The 15,370-nt window shown below is 67.3% G+C and carries 16 protein-coding genes and 2 tRNA genes; 7 read left to right on the forward strand and 11 right to left on the reverse strand.

Going from position 1 to position 15,370, the window contains the following annotated elements:
* Positions 1-120: 120 nt before the first annotated feature.
* From lgt to AACH00_RS06375, 5 genes are all read left to right on the forward strand, one after another.
* Positions 121-945, forward strand: a complete 825-nt coding sequence (gene lgt, locus AACH00_RS06355) for a prolipoprotein diacylglyceryl transferase (protein ID WP_341398245.1) — start codon at positions 121-123, stop codon at positions 943-945.
* The gene (gene dnaQ / locus AACH00_RS06360; RefSeq protein ID WP_341398246.1) at positions 942-1,655 is read left to right on the forward strand and encodes a DNA polymerase III subunit epsilon; all 714 of its coding nucleotides are present in this window, start codon (positions 942-944) and stop codon (positions 1,653-1,655) included. Before lgt ends, dnaQ begins: the two co-directional genes overlap by 4 nt.
* A 40-nt stretch (positions 1,656-1,695) precedes the next feature.
* A tRNA-Val gene (locus tag AACH00_RS06365) sits at positions 1,696-1,770 on the forward strand.
* Between the two features lie 59 nt (positions 1,771-1,829).
* Positions 1,830-1,904 (forward strand) — tRNA-Val (locus tag AACH00_RS06370).
* 174 nt (positions 1,905-2,078) lie between these two features.
* Entirely contained in the window at positions 2,079-2,477 is a 399-nt protein-coding gene (locus tag AACH00_RS06375; protein ID WP_341398247.1) for a thiol-disulfide oxidoreductase DCC family protein, read from the forward strand.
* 7 nt (positions 2,478-2,484) lie between these two features.
* On the opposite strand, the gene AACH00_RS06380 is transcribed toward AACH00_RS06375, so the two are convergent.
* The 5 genes from AACH00_RS06380 to AACH00_RS06400 all read right to left on the reverse strand — a co-directional run bounded on the left by AACH00_RS06380 (position 2,485) and on the right by AACH00_RS06400 (position 5,718).
* Positions 2,485-2,877: a dihydroneopterin aldolase gene (locus AACH00_RS06380; RefSeq protein ID WP_341398248.1), complete on the reverse strand. Its 393-nt coding sequence runs from the start codon at positions 2,875-2,877 to the stop codon at positions 2,485-2,487.
* A gap of 114 nt (positions 2,878-2,991) precedes the next feature.
* Positions 2,992-3,666 carry an ATP-binding cassette domain-containing protein gene (locus tag AACH00_RS06385; RefSeq protein ID WP_341398249.1) on the reverse strand — a complete coding sequence of 225 codons (675 nt, stop codon included), beginning with the start codon at positions 3,664-3,666 and terminating at the stop codon, positions 2,992-2,994.
* Positions 3,663-4,337: a molybdate ABC transporter permease subunit gene (modB, locus tag AACH00_RS06390; protein ID WP_341398250.1), complete on the reverse strand. Its 675-nt coding sequence runs from the start codon at positions 4,335-4,337 to the stop codon at positions 3,663-3,665. Before modB ends, AACH00_RS06385 begins: the two co-directional genes overlap by 4 nt.
* Before the next feature lie 9 nt (positions 4,338-4,346).
* Complete coding sequence (gene modA / locus AACH00_RS06395) at positions 4,347-5,108, reverse strand: molybdate ABC transporter substrate-binding protein (RefSeq protein WP_341398251.1); 762 nt, start codon at positions 5,106-5,108, stop codon at positions 4,347-4,349.
* A gap of 115 nt (positions 5,109-5,223) precedes the next feature.
* Positions 5,224-5,718, reverse strand: a complete 495-nt coding sequence (locus AACH00_RS06400; RefSeq protein WP_341398252.1) for a DUF3237 domain-containing protein — start codon at positions 5,716-5,718, stop codon at positions 5,224-5,226.
* Positions 5,719-5,917: 199 nt separating this feature from the next.
* On the opposite strand from AACH00_RS06400, the gene AACH00_RS06405 reads away from it, so the two are divergent.
* Both AACH00_RS06405 and AACH00_RS06410 read left to right on the forward strand, forming a co-directional pair.
* Complete coding sequence (locus tag AACH00_RS06405) at positions 5,918-6,763, forward strand: helix-turn-helix transcriptional regulator (RefSeq protein ID WP_341398253.1); 846 nt, start codon at positions 5,918-5,920, stop codon at positions 6,761-6,763.
* A gap of 95 nt (positions 6,764-6,858) precedes the next feature.
* Entirely contained in the window at positions 6,859-7,848 is a 990-nt protein-coding gene (locus AACH00_RS06410; RefSeq protein ID WP_341398254.1) for a Bug family tripartite tricarboxylate transporter substrate binding protein, read from the forward strand.
* Between the two features lie 57 nt (positions 7,849-7,905).
* On the opposite strand, the gene AACH00_RS06415 is transcribed toward AACH00_RS06410, so the two are convergent.
* From AACH00_RS06415 to AACH00_RS06440, 6 genes are all read right to left on the reverse strand, one after another.
* On the reverse strand, positions 7,906-8,673 hold the full coding sequence (locus AACH00_RS06415) for a head GIN domain-containing protein (protein ID WP_341398255.1): 768 nt from the start codon (positions 8,671-8,673) through the stop codon (positions 7,906-7,908).
* 168 nt (positions 8,674-8,841) lie between these two features.
* Positions 8,842-9,591, reverse strand: a complete 750-nt coding sequence (locus AACH00_RS06420) for an arginyltransferase (RefSeq protein WP_341398256.1) — start codon at positions 9,589-9,591, stop codon at positions 8,842-8,844.
* Positions 9,588-10,355 carry a leucyl/phenylalanyl-tRNA--protein transferase gene (aat, locus tag AACH00_RS06425; RefSeq protein ID WP_341398257.1) on the reverse strand — a complete coding sequence of 256 codons (768 nt, stop codon included), beginning with the start codon at positions 10,353-10,355 and terminating at the stop codon, positions 9,588-9,590. The genes AACH00_RS06420 and aat overlap by 4 nt, the downstream gene beginning before the upstream one ends.
* 28 nt (positions 10,356-10,383) lie before the next feature.
* The gene (locus tag AACH00_RS06430; protein WP_341398258.1) at positions 10,384-12,525 is read right to left on the reverse strand and encodes a xanthine dehydrogenase family protein molybdopterin-binding subunit; all 2,142 of its coding nucleotides are present in this window, start codon (positions 12,523-12,525) and stop codon (positions 10,384-10,386) included.
* A complete protein-coding gene (locus AACH00_RS06435; RefSeq protein ID WP_341398259.1) occupies positions 12,522-12,995 on the reverse strand; it encodes a (2Fe-2S)-binding protein in 474 nt (157 codons plus the stop codon). Before AACH00_RS06435 ends, AACH00_RS06430 begins: the two co-directional genes overlap by 4 nt.
* A gap of 99 nt (positions 12,996-13,094) precedes the next feature.
* On the reverse strand, positions 13,095-15,149 hold the full coding sequence (locus AACH00_RS06440) for a sodium-translocating pyrophosphatase (protein WP_341398260.1): 2,055 nt from the start codon (positions 15,147-15,149) through the stop codon (positions 13,095-13,097).
* Positions 15,150-15,370: the final 221 nt, after the last annotated feature.

Genomic DNA, 15,370 nt, shown 5'->3' on the forward strand with positions numbered 1-15,370 from the left:
AGTGCGGGCGGTGCGGCACCGCGGTGCCGCACGCAACCCCCGGATTCTCGCTCAGCCGGTGACCTGATCAACGCAGGAAGGCGCAAGCCCCCGGTGGCCGGGCGCTTATGATCCCGCCCCATGCTGACGCACCCGCAATTCAATCCGGTCGCCCTCGACCTGACGCCCCTGGGCCTGCCCATCCAGATTCACTGGTACGGCATCACCTATCTGGTCGCTTTTGGCCTGTTCCTCTACCTGGCTGGCCGACGCGTGCGCCTGCCCTGGTTCGCCAATGCCGGCTGGCAGCGCCGTGACGTCGAAGACCTGCTGTTCTTCGGTGTGCTCGGCGTGGTGCTGGGTGGCCGCCTGGGTTATGTGTTTTTCTACAAGCCCGCGTATTACCTGCAGCATCCGCTGGAGATCTTTCACGTGTGGAAGGGTGGCATGGCCTTCCACGGTGGCCTGCTGGGCGTGATGGTGGCCATGGCCTTGTTCGCCTGGTTGCGCAAGCGCCCGTTCCTGCAGTTGATGGACCTGATTGCACCGTGCGTGCCGACGGGCCTGGCCAGCGGACGCATCGGCAATTTCATCAACGGTGAGTTGTGGGGCCGCCAGGCGGATCCGTCGTTGCCGTGGGCCATGGTGTTTCCGCAGTCGGGCCTCGACATCGCGCGCCACCCCTCGCAGCTCTACCAGTTCGGGCTGGAGGGCATGGCCCTGTTCGTGCTGCTGTGGCTGTATGCCCGCACCGAGCGCGCGCAGGGCCAGGTGGCTGCGGCCTTCCTGTTCGGCTACGGCGTGTTCCGTTTCATCGCCGAGTATTTCCGGGAGCCTGATGGCTTCCTGGGCTTGCTGACGTTCAGCCTCAGCATGGGGCAATGGTTGTGTGTGCCGATGATCGTGGGTGGCGCGGCACTGTGGGTGTGGTGTGGCCAGCGGGCCGGTGCAGGGGTGAAAGCATGAGACAGGTGTTCTTCGACACGGAAACCACGGGCCTGTCGCCCGAGACCGGTGACCGCCTGGTGGAAATCGGCTGCGTCGAGATGATCGACCGCCGCCTGACCGGCAACAACAAGCACTTCTACGTCAACCCCGAGCGCAAGAACAGCGAAGAGGCCTTCCGCGTGCACGGGTTGAGCGACGACTTCCTGTCGGGCCAGCCGATCTTTGCCCAGGTGGCCGATGAGTTGATGGAGTACCTGGCCGGCGCCGAGGTGATCATCCACAACGCCGCGTTCGACGTGGGCTTCATGAACGAAGAGCTGCGGCGCATCGGGCGCCCGCGGTTTGGCGAGCAGGTGGGCAAGGTCACCGACTCGCTGCTGATGGCGCGTGAGCTGTTCCCCGGCAAGGCCAATTCGCTGGACGCCCTGTGCAAGCGGCTGGAGGTGGACAACTCCAACCGCACGCTGCACGGCGCCTTGCTGGACGCGGGCCTGCTGGCGGACGTCTACATCAACATGACCCGCGGCCAGCACTCGCTGGTGATGGACAGCGGCGCCGACGAGCGCAAGCAGGGCGCGGGGCTCACCATGCAGCAGATCGACCTCACCACCTTCACGCTGCTGGTGCCGGCGCTCTCCGACGAAGAGGCCGCCGCACATGACCGCGTTCTGGGTGAGTTGGATAAATCGAGTGGCGGCAAGACACTCTGGCGAAATGTTGTGGCATAATTCGAAGTTCACCGGGGACGACTGGTTCCAACAGATTCCCGGGCGGTTAGCTCAGCGGTAGAGCACTGCCTTCACACGGCAGGGGTCGCAGGTTCGAACCCTGCACCGCCCACCAATCACCAACATCCGGCCCACCGCGCCGGGTGTTGCAGGAATCAGTACCGCCAGAATCCCGGGCGGTTAGCTCAGCGGTAGAGCACTGCCTTCACACGGCAGGGGTCGCAGGTTCGAACCCTGCACCGCCCACCAGGAAATGAAGCCCTCAGCAGCGATGCTGGGGGCTTTTTTTTCGCTCATCAACGAGCTTTTTCGAAGAGTTCCGCGGCGACGCCCTGTTGCCTGCAAGGCCTCCCCGGCGCGGCTGACGGCGGCGACGCATCGCGTCCTAAACTCGCCTTCGCCATGTTGGACAAGGATGTCGAGATGAACGCCCCCGCCGCGCCTGAAGCGCTGACCGTGCTCTACGACGGCGCCTGCCCGCTGTGCCAGCGCGAGATCAGCTACATGCAGGGCTTGGCGGAGGGCAGTGCCGGCAGTGGCCTGTGCTTCCGGGATGTCAGTGCGGCCGATGTCCAGATGCCCGAGGCTGAGCGGGCTGCACTGCTGGCGCGCTTCCATGTGCAGCGCGCTGACGGCAGTCGCCTGAGTGGTGCCGCCGCGTTCGTGGCCATGTGGGCTCGTTTGCCGGGTTGGCGCTGGTTGGCGCGCCTGGCCCGCGTGCCCGGCATCACGCCCTTGCTCGAGGTGGTCTACCGCGGCTTCCTTCGCCTGCGGCCGCGTTTGCAGGCGATGGCGCGCCGCGCGGCTTCCAACACCCAGTGAGGCTGCGTCAGGCTGCCGTGCGCAGCCTTGCCAGCGTGGCCCCGTCCACATGGGCCCGCACACCCAGTGAGCCTGAGCCACGCCGCACGGGGGATTTGCGCAAGGCAATCTCCACCGCCTCGATGGCCGGGTAGCGGGCACAGGCGCCCACGATGCGGGTCATCAGGCGCTCCTGCGTTTCGTAATGGCCGTCCGCTGCGAGCCGTTCAATGTCGACGATGAGCGGGTCATAGTCGAAGACGTGCTGCATGCCGTCTTCCGCGATCAGCACCAGGGCCGGGCTGATCCACAGCGTCAAGTCCAGCACATGGGCGTCGGGCACGATGTCGTCCGGGCCGTAGGTGCCGATGTCCGTCTGGATCACCAGGCCCTTCAATTCCACCGTGCAGTTGTTCGACATGGGTGCTCCAGGCTCAAGGGCCGCCAGTCTGGCACGGGGTGCACAAACCCACAGCTTGTCGGGCCAAGGCGGGCAGGGCAGATGGGCGCCTGCGTCGCGGCGATCAATGCCCGGTCAGCAGCTGTCAGCCACGCGGCCGTTCACCACCAGCAGGCGCGTGTCGCCGAATCGTTCCAGGTCTTCCGGGTCGTGGGTGATCATCACCATGGGCAAGGCCAGCTTGGTCAGCAGCTGCTGCAACTCGTCGCGCATGCGGCCGCGCAGGGCAGGGTCCAGCGCAGAGAAGGGCTCGTCCAGCAGCAAGGCGCGCGGCTCGTTCACCAGTGCACGGGCCAGGGCCGTGCGCTGGCGCTGGCCGCCGGACAAGGTGTGCGGCCATTGCTCGGCCACCTCCGTGAGCTCGAAGGCGTCGAGCCAGCGTGCAACGCGTGGGTCGGTGGTGGTGCGGGCGGGGTTGAGCCACCCGCGCTGCAGGCCAAACGCCACGTTCTGGCGCACGGTCAGTTTCGGGAACAGCGCGTAGTCCTGGAACAGGTAGCCGAACTGGCGCGCGCGGGCCGGCAGGTTCTGCTGGCTGCTTGAATCGAACAAGGTTGCACCATTGAAACGAATGTGACCCTGGTCGGGCTGCAGCAGGCCAGCCAGGGCTTGCAGCAGCAGGCTCTTGCCGGCGCCCGACGGGCCGTGGATGACGGTGCTGCGCTTGGTGGTTGAAAACTGGATGTCGAGCTCGAAATGGCGACCGCCATCGCTGCGCACCTGCTTCGTGAACCGGGCGTCGAAGCTCATCGCCGCACCTCCGGTGGGCGCGACAGCCGGCCCGCGGCCAGCAGCACCACCACGCAGGTGAGGGAGGTGATCAGCACGAGCAGGTTGGCTTGGTCGTCTTGCCCGGCCTGCACAGCCTCATACACGGCGATCGACAGCGTTTGTGTCTTGCCCGGGATGCTGCCCGCCACCATCAAGGTGGCACCGAATTCGCCCAACGCTCGCGCGAAAGCCAGCAGCAGCCCGGCCAGCACGCCCGGCCAGGCCATGGGCAAGGTGACGCGGAAGAAAACGGCCCACTCGCCCAGACCCAGCGCGCGCGCGGCCTGTTCGAGCTGGGTGTCTACCCCTTCAAACGCCGCACGTGCAGACCGCATCACGAGCGGAAACGCCACCAGCGCAGCGGCGATCATCGCGCCTTGCCAACTGAAGATCAGCGTGATGCCGAAAGTCTCGTGCAGCCAGGCGCCCAGCCAGCCGCGTTTGCCGATGAGCACCAGCAGGTAATAGCCCAGCACGGTGGGCGGCAGCACCATGGGCAGGGTCAACAGCGCTTCCAGCAGGTTGCGACCCGGGAAGCGCTTGCGGGCCAGCAGCCAGCCAGCGGCCACGCCCAGAAACAGATTGAGCGCGGTGGCCCACCCGGCCACCTTGAGCGACAGGGCAAGCGGAATCAGCGCAGACGTCTCCACAGACTGGCTTCAGGGCTGGGTGAACCCGTGCCGGGCCAGCACGGCCTGGCCAGCTGGCGAACGCACGAAGGCCACGAACTTGCGGGCGTCTGTGGCGTTTGGGCTGCCGTTGATCACCGCCAGTGGGTAGGTGATGGGCTGGGCGGTGGGCACCACGAACGCCGTGCTGACCTTGTCCTTCTGCGTCAGCGCATCGGTGGCGTAGACGAAGCCGGCTTCCACTTCGCCGCGGGCCACGTAGTCCAGAGCCTGGCGCACGTTCTGGGCATACACCGCCTTGGGCTCGATGGCTGGCCAGAGCTTGGCGGCTTCCAGCGCGCCGCGTGCATAGCGGCCGGCCGGCACGCCTTCCGGGCGGCCGAGCGCCACACGTTGCACCTTGGCCTGTTGCAGGTCTGCCAGTTGTTTCAGGGGCAGGCCAGCCGCCAGCGGGGTGATGAGCACGAGGCGGTTGCTGGCGAAGTTCTGCCGTGTGCCGGCCAGCAGCAGGCGCTGCTGCTCGGCCTTGTCCATGGTGTCCTGGTCGGCCGAGGCAAAGACGTCGACCGGGGCGCCCTTGGCGATCTGGCTCAACAGCGCATCAGAGGCCGCAAAGTTGAACAGCAGCTTGGTGCCGGGGTGGGCCGCCTCGAACGCAGGTGACATGTCCCTGAAGGCGTTCGACAGACTGGCGGCGGCAGACACGGTCAGCTCAGCCGCATGACCGGTGATGCTGAACAGCGTGAGCGCCGTGGCAAGAGCCGCAGCGAGGGTGTACGTTCGTGGAGGCATGGCGCGAGGTCGGGGCCGGCAGCCCCGGGCACCATGCGCCGCAGCTGACGTGCCGAGGACACGTGGCGGAGCGTAATGTACTTCACGATATAACGCTCCTGCCCGAGCCGGGCTTTCAGCCGACGCGGTAGACGTCCAGCAGCACCCGGTCGGCCTCGCGGCGGCCCACGGCCAGGGCCAGCACCTTGTTGAGGTGCAGCCAGGCCGGCGCACCCGTGGTGAAGCGCATCACGGTGCGGAAGTAGTAGCTGCTTGCCGGCACGTCTTCGCCGCGGGCCAGCTGCGCCATCACCTCCGGCGGGCCGTGTCGCAGCCCGTTGCTCTGCACCTCGATCAGGCCGCCGTCGTCGGTGCGGATCACGTAGTGCGCCGCGATGTCCAGCGCGCCGTCCTGACGCAGCACCTGCCAATCCACGCCACCTGGCACCAGTTCGCCATTGAGCTCGGGCCCGCGGGCCGTGCCGCCACCGAGCGGCACATAGCGGCGCTCACCGTGCGGCCCGGCACCGAGGCTGACCAGCCCCGCCACCTCGCAGCGGATCTGCGTCATCAGCGGCAAGGCCGGTGGTGCCAGGGTGTCGTGGTGTGGGGTGGTGTTGGCAGCAGGCATGGCGTGTGTGGTGATGGGGCTTGGGGCGGGTGCGCAGTGGGTCTGGTGACAGACGGGTGGGGCATGCAGGCCAACCACTATTTACAGCGGTTGAACCGGTGCTGATAGTCAGGCCATCGATCTGCGTTGCCAGCTTAGGCCCGTCCGGGCTGGCGCCGGGTCATCCCTGAAGATGACGTCTGCCAATGCCGGGCCCGCCATGTCACGCATTCTTGAACTGCCCATCCGCCCCGCCCACGCGTCCACGCCCAGCCTCGTCGGGCTGGTGGATGCCTTGGGGGATGCCGCCTTCGCCGAGGTGGCGCTGGCGCGCTTGAACGAGTCTTTGCGGGCCGCGTCCTGGTCGGTCTACCAGGTGTGGCAGCCCGGCGCTCGTCAACAGGCTGATGCGCGTCAGCCGGTGCTGCACCTGTCTGCCAGCCTGGGTGTGCCTGACACCACACGGGATTGCTTCGAAGCCTATCGCCAGGGGCTCTACCGGAACGACACCAGCTTCGACGTGGTCAGCCAGCAGCGCGCCGGGCAGATGGCCCTGATGCGCATGGGCGCCGACGAGGTGAACAACGCCGCCCACCGGGAGGCCATCTACCGCCGGCATGGTGTGCGGGAGCGGCTGTCGGCGGTGCACCAGGAGGCCGATGGCTCGCTGTTTGCCGTCAACCTGTATGCGCATGTCCATCAACCTGGTTTCGAAGCCGGCGAGCTCGAACGCTTCGCCGACATGGCCGCCGTGGTGGTGGCCTGCGTGCGTCGGCATGTGGCATTGAGCGCGCGACTGCTGGCGCTGCAGCTCGATACCGCAGCGCTGTTGCCGACGGTGTTGCCGCTCACCCCGCGCGAGCGCCTGCAGCGTGCCTGTGCCGAGCTCACTCCGCGTGAGCTGGATGTGTGCGAGCGGCTGCTGCGGGGCTGGAGCTTCGACGGGGTGGCGGCCGACTTGGGGCTGAGCGTGCCGACGGTGAAAACCTACCGCACCCGGGCGTTTGATCGCCTCGGCATCCACTTCCGCAATGAGTTGTTCGCGCGGTTCGCCGTGGCAGCCTGAGCGATTGTCGGATCAGGGTTGTGCCTGTCGTCCTCAGGGATGACGAGGCCTTGAGGCGCTCGGGCTCACACTGTGTGCAACAACGGAGACCACCCATGCCACGACACCACACAGCCCGCCGACAACTGCTCGCCCTCGGTGCCTTGCCCCTGCTGGGCTTGCCAGCCGTGTCGGCATGGGCCCAGGCCTTTCCGGATCGGCAACTCAAGCTCACCGTCGGCTTCCCGCCGGGCACCGGCCCCGATGTGGTGGCCCGACTGATCGGCCAGAAACTGGGCGAAAACCTGAAGCAGACCCTGGTCATCGACAACCGGGCGGGTGCGGGTGGCCAGATCGGCACGCAGGCCGTGGCCAAGAGCGCCCCGGACGGCTACAGCCTGCTGCTGGGCGAGGTGGGCTCCATCAGCATCGCGCCGCCCGCGTTCAGCAAGCTGCCGTACGACCCCGCCAGGGAATTGACGGTGCTGAGTGAAGTGGTGCGCGCCGACTTCCTGCTGGTGGTGCCGGCCACGTCGCCGCTGAAGACGGTGGCGGAGTTCGTCAAGGCCGCCAAGGGCGCGGGCGACCGGGTCAACATGGCCACCTTCGGCGCGGGCACGCCCGGGCACTTCGGTGCCGAGATGCTGTCGGAGCAGGCGGGCTTCCCGGTGGAGCCGATTCACTATCGCAGCACGGGCGACGCCGTCACGGCCATCATCGCCGGTGACGTGAAGGGTGCGTTCGTGTCTACCGCCCTGGGCGTGGCGCAGATCAAGGGCGGCAAGATGCGCGCACTGGCCACCACGGCGCCGGTGCGGTCCAGCCTGCTGCCAGATGTGCCCACCTTCGCCGAGTCCGGCCTGCCGAAGGTGGATTTCTCTTCGTGGTTCGCCATCTTTGCCCCGGCCGGCACGCCTGCGCCGGTGCTGGATCTGCTCAACCGGCAGATCGTGGCGGCTGTGCAGGCGCCCGAGGTGCGCCAGAAGCTGGTGGAGGCGGGCTTCACCGTGCTGGGCACGGCGCGGGCGGATGCCGAGCGCATGGTCAAGGCTGAATCTGCCCGCTGGGCGGCGGTGGTCAAGGCCACCGGCTTCAAGGGCGATTGAGCCTGGCTGTTGCGCTGCCCTGCGGGGCGGCGCAACAGCCAGACGCTTCAGCTCAACTCAGCGCATCGGATCGATGCTGCCCGAGCCGGCCACACTCTTCTTCAACTGCTTCGGCTGGCCGGCGTAACGCACATCGCCTGAGCCGGCGATGCTGACGTTCAGCGCTTCCGTGGCGTGCACGGCCGCATCACCGCTGCCGGCAATGGACACCTTGGCCTGGGCGGCCAGCATCTTGTCGGCATGCACATCGCCCGAGCCGGCGATGTTGTATTCGGCGCTGTCTGCGGTGCCTTGCGCGGTCACATCGCCCGAGCCCGCAATCGAGACCTTCAGCTGCTTGAGGCTGGCGCGGGCCAGGCGTGCATCGCCGGCGCCGCTGATGCCCATCTCGAAGCGTTCACCCGTGAGGTCATTGACGGTGAGGTCACCGCTGCCCTTGATGGACGCCGACTTCAGCACCTGGAAGCCCACCGTGACGGTGATGGGTGAGCGGCTGTTGAAGCTCTGGTTCGACGTTGGCCGCACCACCAGCACATCGCCGTCCACCACTTCGGTGGTGACCAGCGCCTGCAGGTTGTCGTCGGCGCGCACCATCACGCTGGCGGCCGCGCTGGGTTGGGCGATCACGTTGAACGGGCCTTCCAGCCGGAGCCGCTGAAAGCCGGTGACCGTGCGGGCCTGCTCCACCACCTTGCCCGAGCCCTCGACGCGCGGGCCGCTGGTCCAGCTCCAGTTCCAGCCGTCTGCGGCCTGCGCCGTGGGGGCCAGCAACGCCAGGCCGGCGGTCAGGGTGGTGGCGATCAGCCAGGTGCGACGTGGGTGCATGGAGAACTCCGCTTCGTTGAATGAATGCCTGGATGCTAGGGCTGCCAGCCCGCCAACTGAAGTGGCGTGCGATGAGCGGGCTGGCGCGCCGACCAGTGGCGTTTGGCGCCGACGAGCCGTAGCGCCGCTTGGCGCGGGCTCCATCGCGCTGTGCCGGGCGCTGCCGTTTCAGGCGGTGGGTATGGCGTCTGCCCAGTGCCCGTCACGCAGCAGCTGGTACGGGTGGAATTGCACTTTGTAGGCCATCTTCGGGCTCTCGGCAATCCAGTAGCCGAGGTAGAGGTGCGGCAGCTTCAGCAGGCGGGTCTGCTCGATCTGCCAGAGCACGCCGTAGGTGCCGTAGCTCGCCTTTACGTCGGGGTCGTAATAGGTGTAGACCGCCGACAAGCCGTCGTTGAGGATGTCGATGATCGACACCATGCGCAGCGCACCCAGCGTCTGGCCTTCAGCTGGTGGTTCGCGGAACTCCACCAACCGTGAGTTGACGCGGCTCTGCAGCAGGAACTGCGTGTATTGATCGACGCTGTCCTGGTCCATGCCCCCGCCGGCGTGGCGCCGGGCCTGGTAGCGCAGGTACAGCGCGTAATGTTCAGCATCAAAGCCGAGCCGCATCACCCGGGTTTGCAGGTGCTCGTGGGCTGCCAACGCGCGCCGCTGGCTGCGATTGGGCTGGAACCGCGCGACCGGCACGCGCAGGGCCTGGCAAGACTGGCACTCGTCGCACAGCGGCCGGTAGGTGAACAGCCCGCTGCGCCGGAAGCCGGTGGCCACCAGCGCCGAATAGGCTTCGGCCTGGATCAGGTGGCCGGGCGTGGCCACTTGCGAACGCGCCTGGCGTTCGGGCAGGTAACTGCAGGCATATGGCGCCGTGGCGTAAAACTGCAGCGCCGCGAAGGGAAGATCTTTCGGATGGGTCACGGTGACAGCGAAGCGACCTGGGGACCTGGCGGAATGCCCAGCAGGGTCCAATCTTCCGCATCATAGGCCCAGCGGGCGGGGCCGGGCAGGGCGACCGTGGCGGCCAGGTGGGCTTCAAAGCGTGTGCGGCTGACCGGCGCAGCCCCGAGACTGGCCAGGTGGCCGGTGTGCTGCTGGCAATCGATCTGCTCGATCTGGTGGGCGCGGCAGAAGGCCACCAGTGCGGCCAGGGCGATCTTGGAGGCATCGGTGCGGTGCGCGAACATCGACTCGCCAAACACCATCCGGCCCAAGCCCAGCCCGTACAGGCCGCCCACCAGTTCGCCGTCGATCCAGGTCTCGACGCTGTGGGCCACGCCGGCTTCATGCAGGCGAACGTAAGCGTCGACCATCTCGGGCACGATCCAGGTGCCGGGCTGACCCAGCCGCGGCGTGTTGGCGCAGGCGTCGATCACCCGGCGAAAGGCGCTGTCAAAACGGACTTCGCAGCCCGGCGTGCGCAGGAAGCGCTGCAGGGTCTTGCGCAGGGAGCGGTGCAGTCGGAAGTCGGCCACCGGCAGCAACATGCGCGGGTCGGGCGTCCACCACAGCACGGGCTGGCCGTCGGCATACCAGGGGAAGATGCCGCGGCGGTAGGCATTGACCAGCCGGTCAACGCTCAACCCGCCACCGGCCGCCAGCAAGCCCGGCGCATCGCTGCCGGGGCCCAGCGCCGAGGCGCTGGGCGGGAAGGGGGCCAGTTCGTCAAGCCATGGCAGCTTCATGGGACTTGAGCATAACCCGGCCCCGGGCTCAGGCGCGCTTCAACGTGGTGGTGTCGAAGGGCAGCTGGCGCAGGCGCTTGCCGGTGGCCGCGAACAGCGCGTTGGCCACGGCCGGGGCGATCGGCGGCGTGCCGGGCTCACCGATGCCGCCCGGGTTCTCCGTGCTCGGCAGGATATGCACTTCCACCTTGGGCATCTCGTTCATGCGCAGCACCGGGTAGTCGTGGAAGTTGCCTTGCTCCACGCGGCCGTCCTTGAAGCTGATGCGGCCATACAGCGCCGCGCTCAGGCCGTAAACGATGGCGCCCTCGATCTGCCGGGCGATGGTCTGCGGGTTGACGGTCATGCCGCAATCCACGGCCGCCACCACGCGGTGCACCTTGGGCGTGCCATCTGCGGCCACCGAGACTTCAGCCACCTCGGCCACGTAGCTGCCGAAGCTCTGTGCCACCGCGATGCCGTGGAAGCGGCCCTTCGGCAGCGGCTTGCCCCAGCCCGCCTTCTGGGCCGCCGCTTGCAGCACGGCCTTGTAGCGCGGCTGGGCGTCCAGCAGGCTCAGGCGGAACTCCAGCGGGTTCTTGCCCGCCGCAGCGGCCATCTCATCAACGAAGCTCTCGATGAAGAAGATGTTCTGCGAATGACCGACCGAGCGCCAGAACCAGACCTGCGGGCCGGGCTCGCGGCGGCCGTAGGCGATGCGCATGTTCGGAATGCCGTACGGGTTGTCTTCCAGGCCTTCGACGGCCATGCTGTCAACGCCGTTGTCGGGCACCTTCATGAAACCGGAGCCGCCCATGATGGACGGCGAGGCCACATCGGCCCGCAGCATCGTGGCCTGGCCCTTGGTGTCCAGTGCAGCTTCAAAATTCACCAGCGCGGGCGGGCGGTAGAAGCCTGCCGCCATGTCGTCTTCGCGGGTGTAGATGAGCTTCACCGGGCGGCCGCTGATCTTCGACAGCAGCGTGGCGTCGATGGTGAAGTCAGGCGCGAAGCGGCGACCGAAACCACCACCCAGCATCATCGTGTTGACCTTCACCTTGCCCGGGCTGACCTGCGCCACCTGGCCCAGGATGCCCTGTGACGGGCCCTGGCTCTGCGTGCCAGCCCAGATCTCGACCTCGTCGCCACGCACCCACGCCGTGCAGTTCAGCGGCTCCATGCAGGCATGGGCCAGGTAGGGCGCTTCATAGGTGGCCGACAGCGTCTTGGCGCTGTTGGCGGCGGCATCCTTCAGGTTGCCGGTGTCCTTGGCCACGGCATCGGCGTTGGCCGCGCCTTCGCGCAGCATCTCGGTCACGCTCGCCGACGACAGCTTGGCCGCCGTGCCCAGATCCCAGTCGATCTTCAGCGCGTCACGGCCCTTCTTGGCAGCCCAGTAGCCGCTGGCCAGCACCGCCACGCCGTGCGGGATGGTGATGACCTGCTGCACACCCTTGACGGCCTTGGCGGCGGTGTCGTCGACCTTCACTGGCTTGGCGCCGGGCTGCGGCGCGCGGGCCATCACGGCCACCAGCATGCCGGGCACCTGGGCATCGATGCCGAAGCGCGCGGTGCCGTTGATCTTCGAAGCGCTGTCGAGGCGCTTGGTCGGCTTGCCCAGCAGCTTGAACTGCGCGGGCGATTTCAGTTGCGGCTTGGCAGGCACGGCTTGTTTTGCCGCGGCTTCCACCAGCTCGCCATAACGCAGGCGCTTGCCGCTGGCGTGGAGCACGGCGCTGGCGTCGGTGCGACACTCACCAACGGGCACACCCCATTGCGCGGCAGCGGCGGCCACCAGCATTTCGCGGGCTGCGGCGCCGGCCTGGCGCATCGGCAGCCAGAAGGCCCGCACGGTGGTCGAGCCGCCGGTCGCCTGCATGCCGAACATCGGGTTGTTGAAGGCGGCATCGGCCGGGGACTGCTCCACCCCGACCATGCGCCAATCAGCGTCCAGCTCTTCGGCCACCAGCATCGGGATGGCGGTCAGCACGCCCTGGCCCATTTCGGCAGAGCCGCAGACCACGGTGATGCGGTCATCGGGCGTGATGCGCAGGAAAGCGTTGGGGGCGAAGCTGGCGGGCGTGGCGGCGCTCAGGCGGCCGTGCGGCACCAGCGTGAAGCCCAGGGTGAGGGCGGGCAGGGCGGCAGTGGCGCCGGTGGCCTGCAGAAACTTGCGGCGCGTCGTGCTCATGCCTTGGCCCCCTTGCGCAGCTGGACCGACGCGTCCTGGATGGCCGCCCGGATCTGGTTGTAGGTGCCGCAGCGGCAGATGTTGCCGCTCATGGCGTTGTCGATGTCGGCTTCCTTCGGGGCCTTGTTCTTGGCCAGCAGCGCACAGGCGCTCATGATCTGGCCGGACTGGCAGTAGCCGCACTGCGGCACGTCCTGCGCCAGCCAGGCGGCCTGAACCACCTTGCCGGTGGTCGTGGCGCCCACGCCTTCGATCGTGGTCACCTTGCGGCCGGCCACCGAGGAGATCGGCGTCGAGCAAGACCGCACGGCCTGGCCATCCACATGCACGGTGCAGGCGCCACAAAGGGCCATGCCGCAGCCGAACTTGGTGCCCGTCAGGGCCAGGTCTTCGCGCAGCACCCACAGCAGCGGGGTGTCAGGTTCGGCATTCACCGACATCGGTTTGCCGTTGACGTTCAACGTGATCATCTTGTCTCCTGTGGGTGGTTCAACTGTTCATGATCGGCGGGAACGAACAACGGGCCCGAGGGCCCGTTGATTGCCCGACTAAATCGCAGGGCGTTGCATTCAGATCGGCAGCAACGGCACGATCAGCAGCGCCACGATGTTGATGATCTTGATCAGCGGATTGATGGCCGGGCCGGCGGTGTCCTTGTAGGGGTCGCCCACCGTGTCGCCCGTGACGGCCGCCTTGTGGGCCTCGCTGCCCTTGCCGCCGTGGTGGCCGTCTTCGATGTATTTCTTGGCGTTGTCCCAGGCGCCGCCGCCGGTGCACATCGAGATGGCGACGAACAACCCGGTCACGATGGTGCCCATCAGCAGGCCACCCAGGGCCGCCGGCCCCAGCAGCAGGCCGACCACCACCGGTGCCACCACGGGCAGCAGGGAAGGAATCACCATTTCCTTGATGGCGGCGCCCGTCAACATGTCGACCGCGCGGCCATATTCCGGCTTGCCCGTGCCTTCCATGATGCCGGGGATGTCGCGGAACTGGCGGCGCACTTCCTCGACCACCGCACCGGCGGCGCGGCCCACCGCCTCCATCGCCATGGCGCCGAACAGGTAGGGAATCAGGCCACCGATGAACAGGCCGACGATGACCATGTGGTTCGACAAGTCGAAGCTCACGTGCATGCCTCGGGCTTCAAGCGCGTGGGTGTAGTCAGCGAACAGCACCAGCGCGGCCAGGCCGGCTGAGCCGATGGCATAACCCTTGGTGACGGCCTTGGTGGTGTTGCCTACCGCGTCCAGCGGGTCGGTGATGTCGCGAACGCTGGCCGGCAACTCGGCCATCTCGGCGATGCCACCTGCGTTGTCGGTGATCGGCCCGTAGGCATCCAGGGCCACCACGATGCCGGCCATGCTCAACATGGCGGTGGCCGCAATCGCAATGCCATAGAGGCCTGCCAGCTGGAAAGCGCCCACGATGGCCAGACACACGAACACCACCGGCCAGGCCGTGGAGCGCATCGACACACCGAGGCCGGCAATGATGTTGGTGCCATGCCCCGTGGTGGAGGCCTGCGCCACGTGCTGCACCGGCTTGAAGTTGGTGCCCGTGTAGTACTCGGTGATCCAGACCATGCCGGCGGTCAGCAGCAGGCCCACCACGCACGCGCCCAGCAGGCGCATCTGGGTGTTGGCGCCGAGGGCGTCGTCAGGCATCACCAGCTTGGTCACGCCGACAAAAAACACCAGCGACAGCACACCGGCCACGATCAGGCCCTTGTACAGCGCGGGCATCACGTTCTTCATGCCGGGCGTGGCCTTGACGGCGCCGCAACCGATGATGGAGGCAATGATGGACACGCCGCCCAGCAGCAGCGGGTAGACGATGGCGGCGCCCGGTGCGGCCGTCACCATCAGCGCGCCCAGGGCCATGGTGGCGATGAGCGTGACGGCGTAGGTCTCGAACAGGTCGGCGGCCATGCCGGCGCAGTCGCCCACGTTGTCACCCACGTTGTCGGCAATGACGGCCGGGTTGCGCGGGTCGTCCTCCGGGATGCCGGCTTCCACCTTGCCCACCAGGTCAGCGCCCACATCGGCGCCCTTGGTGAAGATGCCACCGCCCAGCCGGGCGAAGATGGAAATCAGCGAGGAGCCGAAGGCCAGACCAAGCAGGGGTTTCAGCACCGTCGACAGGCTCTTGTCGGGGGTGATGTTGCCGTTGCCGGTGATGAACAGGGTGAAGATGCCGACGCCGAGCAAGCCCAGGCCCACCACCAGCATGCCGGTGATGGCGCCGCCCTTGAAGGCGACATCAAGTGCGGCGGCCATGCCCTTGGTGGCGGCCTGCGCGGTGCGCACGTTCGCCCGCACCGACACGTTCATGCCGATGAAGCCGCAGGCCCCTGACAAAAACGCGCCGAGCACGAAGCCCGCGGCGGTGGTGCCGTCAAGGAACGTGGCGATCAGGACGGTGAGCACCACGCCGACGATGGCGATGGTGCGGTACTGGCGGGCCAGGTAAGCGGCGGCCCCTTGCTGGATGGCGCCCGCAATCTCCTGCATGCGGGCGTTGCCGGCGTCTTGCGCCAGGATCCATCGTCGTTGAACAAACCCGTAGATGACGGCGATCAGGCCGCACACCAGCGCCGCATACAGCGCAAAGCTCGTTGACATCAAGGTGTCTCCTTCCGCTCACAGACCTGTGGATGATCTGCGCCCAGGTATTTCGGGGCCTGCTTCGGGCTCTCCCGGGTCGCCGGATCATGCTATTTGCAACACCTGTCGCACCATCATGGTGTTTTCCAGCGCGGGTCTACCCGTGGGCGCTTGTCAGGGCAGGGCAAGCGCTGTCTTTAGAATACATACCAATCCGTACTTTTCCTGACCAACCGCTC

Source organism: Ideonella margarita (assembly GCF_038066635.1).
GTDB lineage: Bacteria > Pseudomonadota > Gammaproteobacteria > Burkholderiales > Burkholderiaceae_C > Ideonella > Ideonella margarita.

What these genes read in the sequence shown, in the direction of transcription:
- lgt (WP_341398245.1), top strand. Translation starts at nt 121, where the DNA reads ATGCTGACGCACCCGCAATTCAATCCGGTCGCCCTCGACCTGACGCCC.
- dnaQ (WP_341398246.1), top strand. Translation starts at nt 942, where the DNA reads ATGAGACAGGTGTTCTTCGACACGGAAACCACGGGCCTGTCGCCCGAG.
- AACH00_RS06375 (WP_341398247.1), top strand. Translation starts at nt 2,079, where the DNA reads ATGAACGCCCCCGCCGCGCCTGAAGCGCTGACCGTGCTCTACGACGGC.
- AACH00_RS06380 (WP_341398248.1), bottom strand. Translation starts at nt 2,877, where the DNA reads ATGTCGAACAACTGCACGGTGGAATTGAAGGGCCTGGTGATCCAGACG.
- AACH00_RS06385 (WP_341398249.1), bottom strand. Translation starts at nt 3,666, where the DNA reads ATGAGCTTCGACGCCCGGTTCACGAAGCAGGTGCGCAGCGATGGCGGT.
- modA (WP_341398251.1), bottom strand. Translation starts at nt 5,108, where the DNA reads ATGCCTCCACGAACGTACACCCTCGCTGCGGCTCTTGCCACGGCGCTC.
- AACH00_RS06400 (WP_341398252.1), bottom strand. Translation starts at nt 5,718, where the DNA reads ATGCCTGCTGCCAACACCACCCCACACCACGACACCCTGGCACCACCG.
- AACH00_RS06405 (WP_341398253.1), top strand. Translation starts at nt 5,918, where the DNA reads ATGTCACGCATTCTTGAACTGCCCATCCGCCCCGCCCACGCGTCCACG.
- AACH00_RS06410 (WP_341398254.1), top strand. Translation starts at nt 6,859, where the DNA reads ATGCCACGACACCACACAGCCCGCCGACAACTGCTCGCCCTCGGTGCC.
- AACH00_RS06415 (WP_341398255.1), bottom strand. Translation starts at nt 8,673, where the DNA reads ATGCACCCACGTCGCACCTGGCTGATCGCCACCACCCTGACCGCCGGC.
- aat (WP_341398257.1), bottom strand. Translation starts at nt 10,355, where the DNA reads ATGAAGCTGCCATGGCTTGACGAACTGGCCCCCTTCCCGCCCAGCGCC.
- AACH00_RS06430 (WP_341398258.1), bottom strand. Translation starts at nt 12,525, where the DNA reads ATGAGCACGACGCGCCGCAAGTTTCTGCAGGCCACCGGCGCCACTGCC.
- AACH00_RS06435 (WP_341398259.1), bottom strand. Translation starts at nt 12,995, where the DNA reads ATGATCACGTTGAACGTCAACGGCAAACCGATGTCGGTGAATGCCGAA.
- AACH00_RS06440 (WP_341398260.1), bottom strand. Translation starts at nt 15,149, where the DNA reads ATGTCAACGAGCTTTGCGCTGTATGCGGCGCTGGTGTGCGGCCTGATC.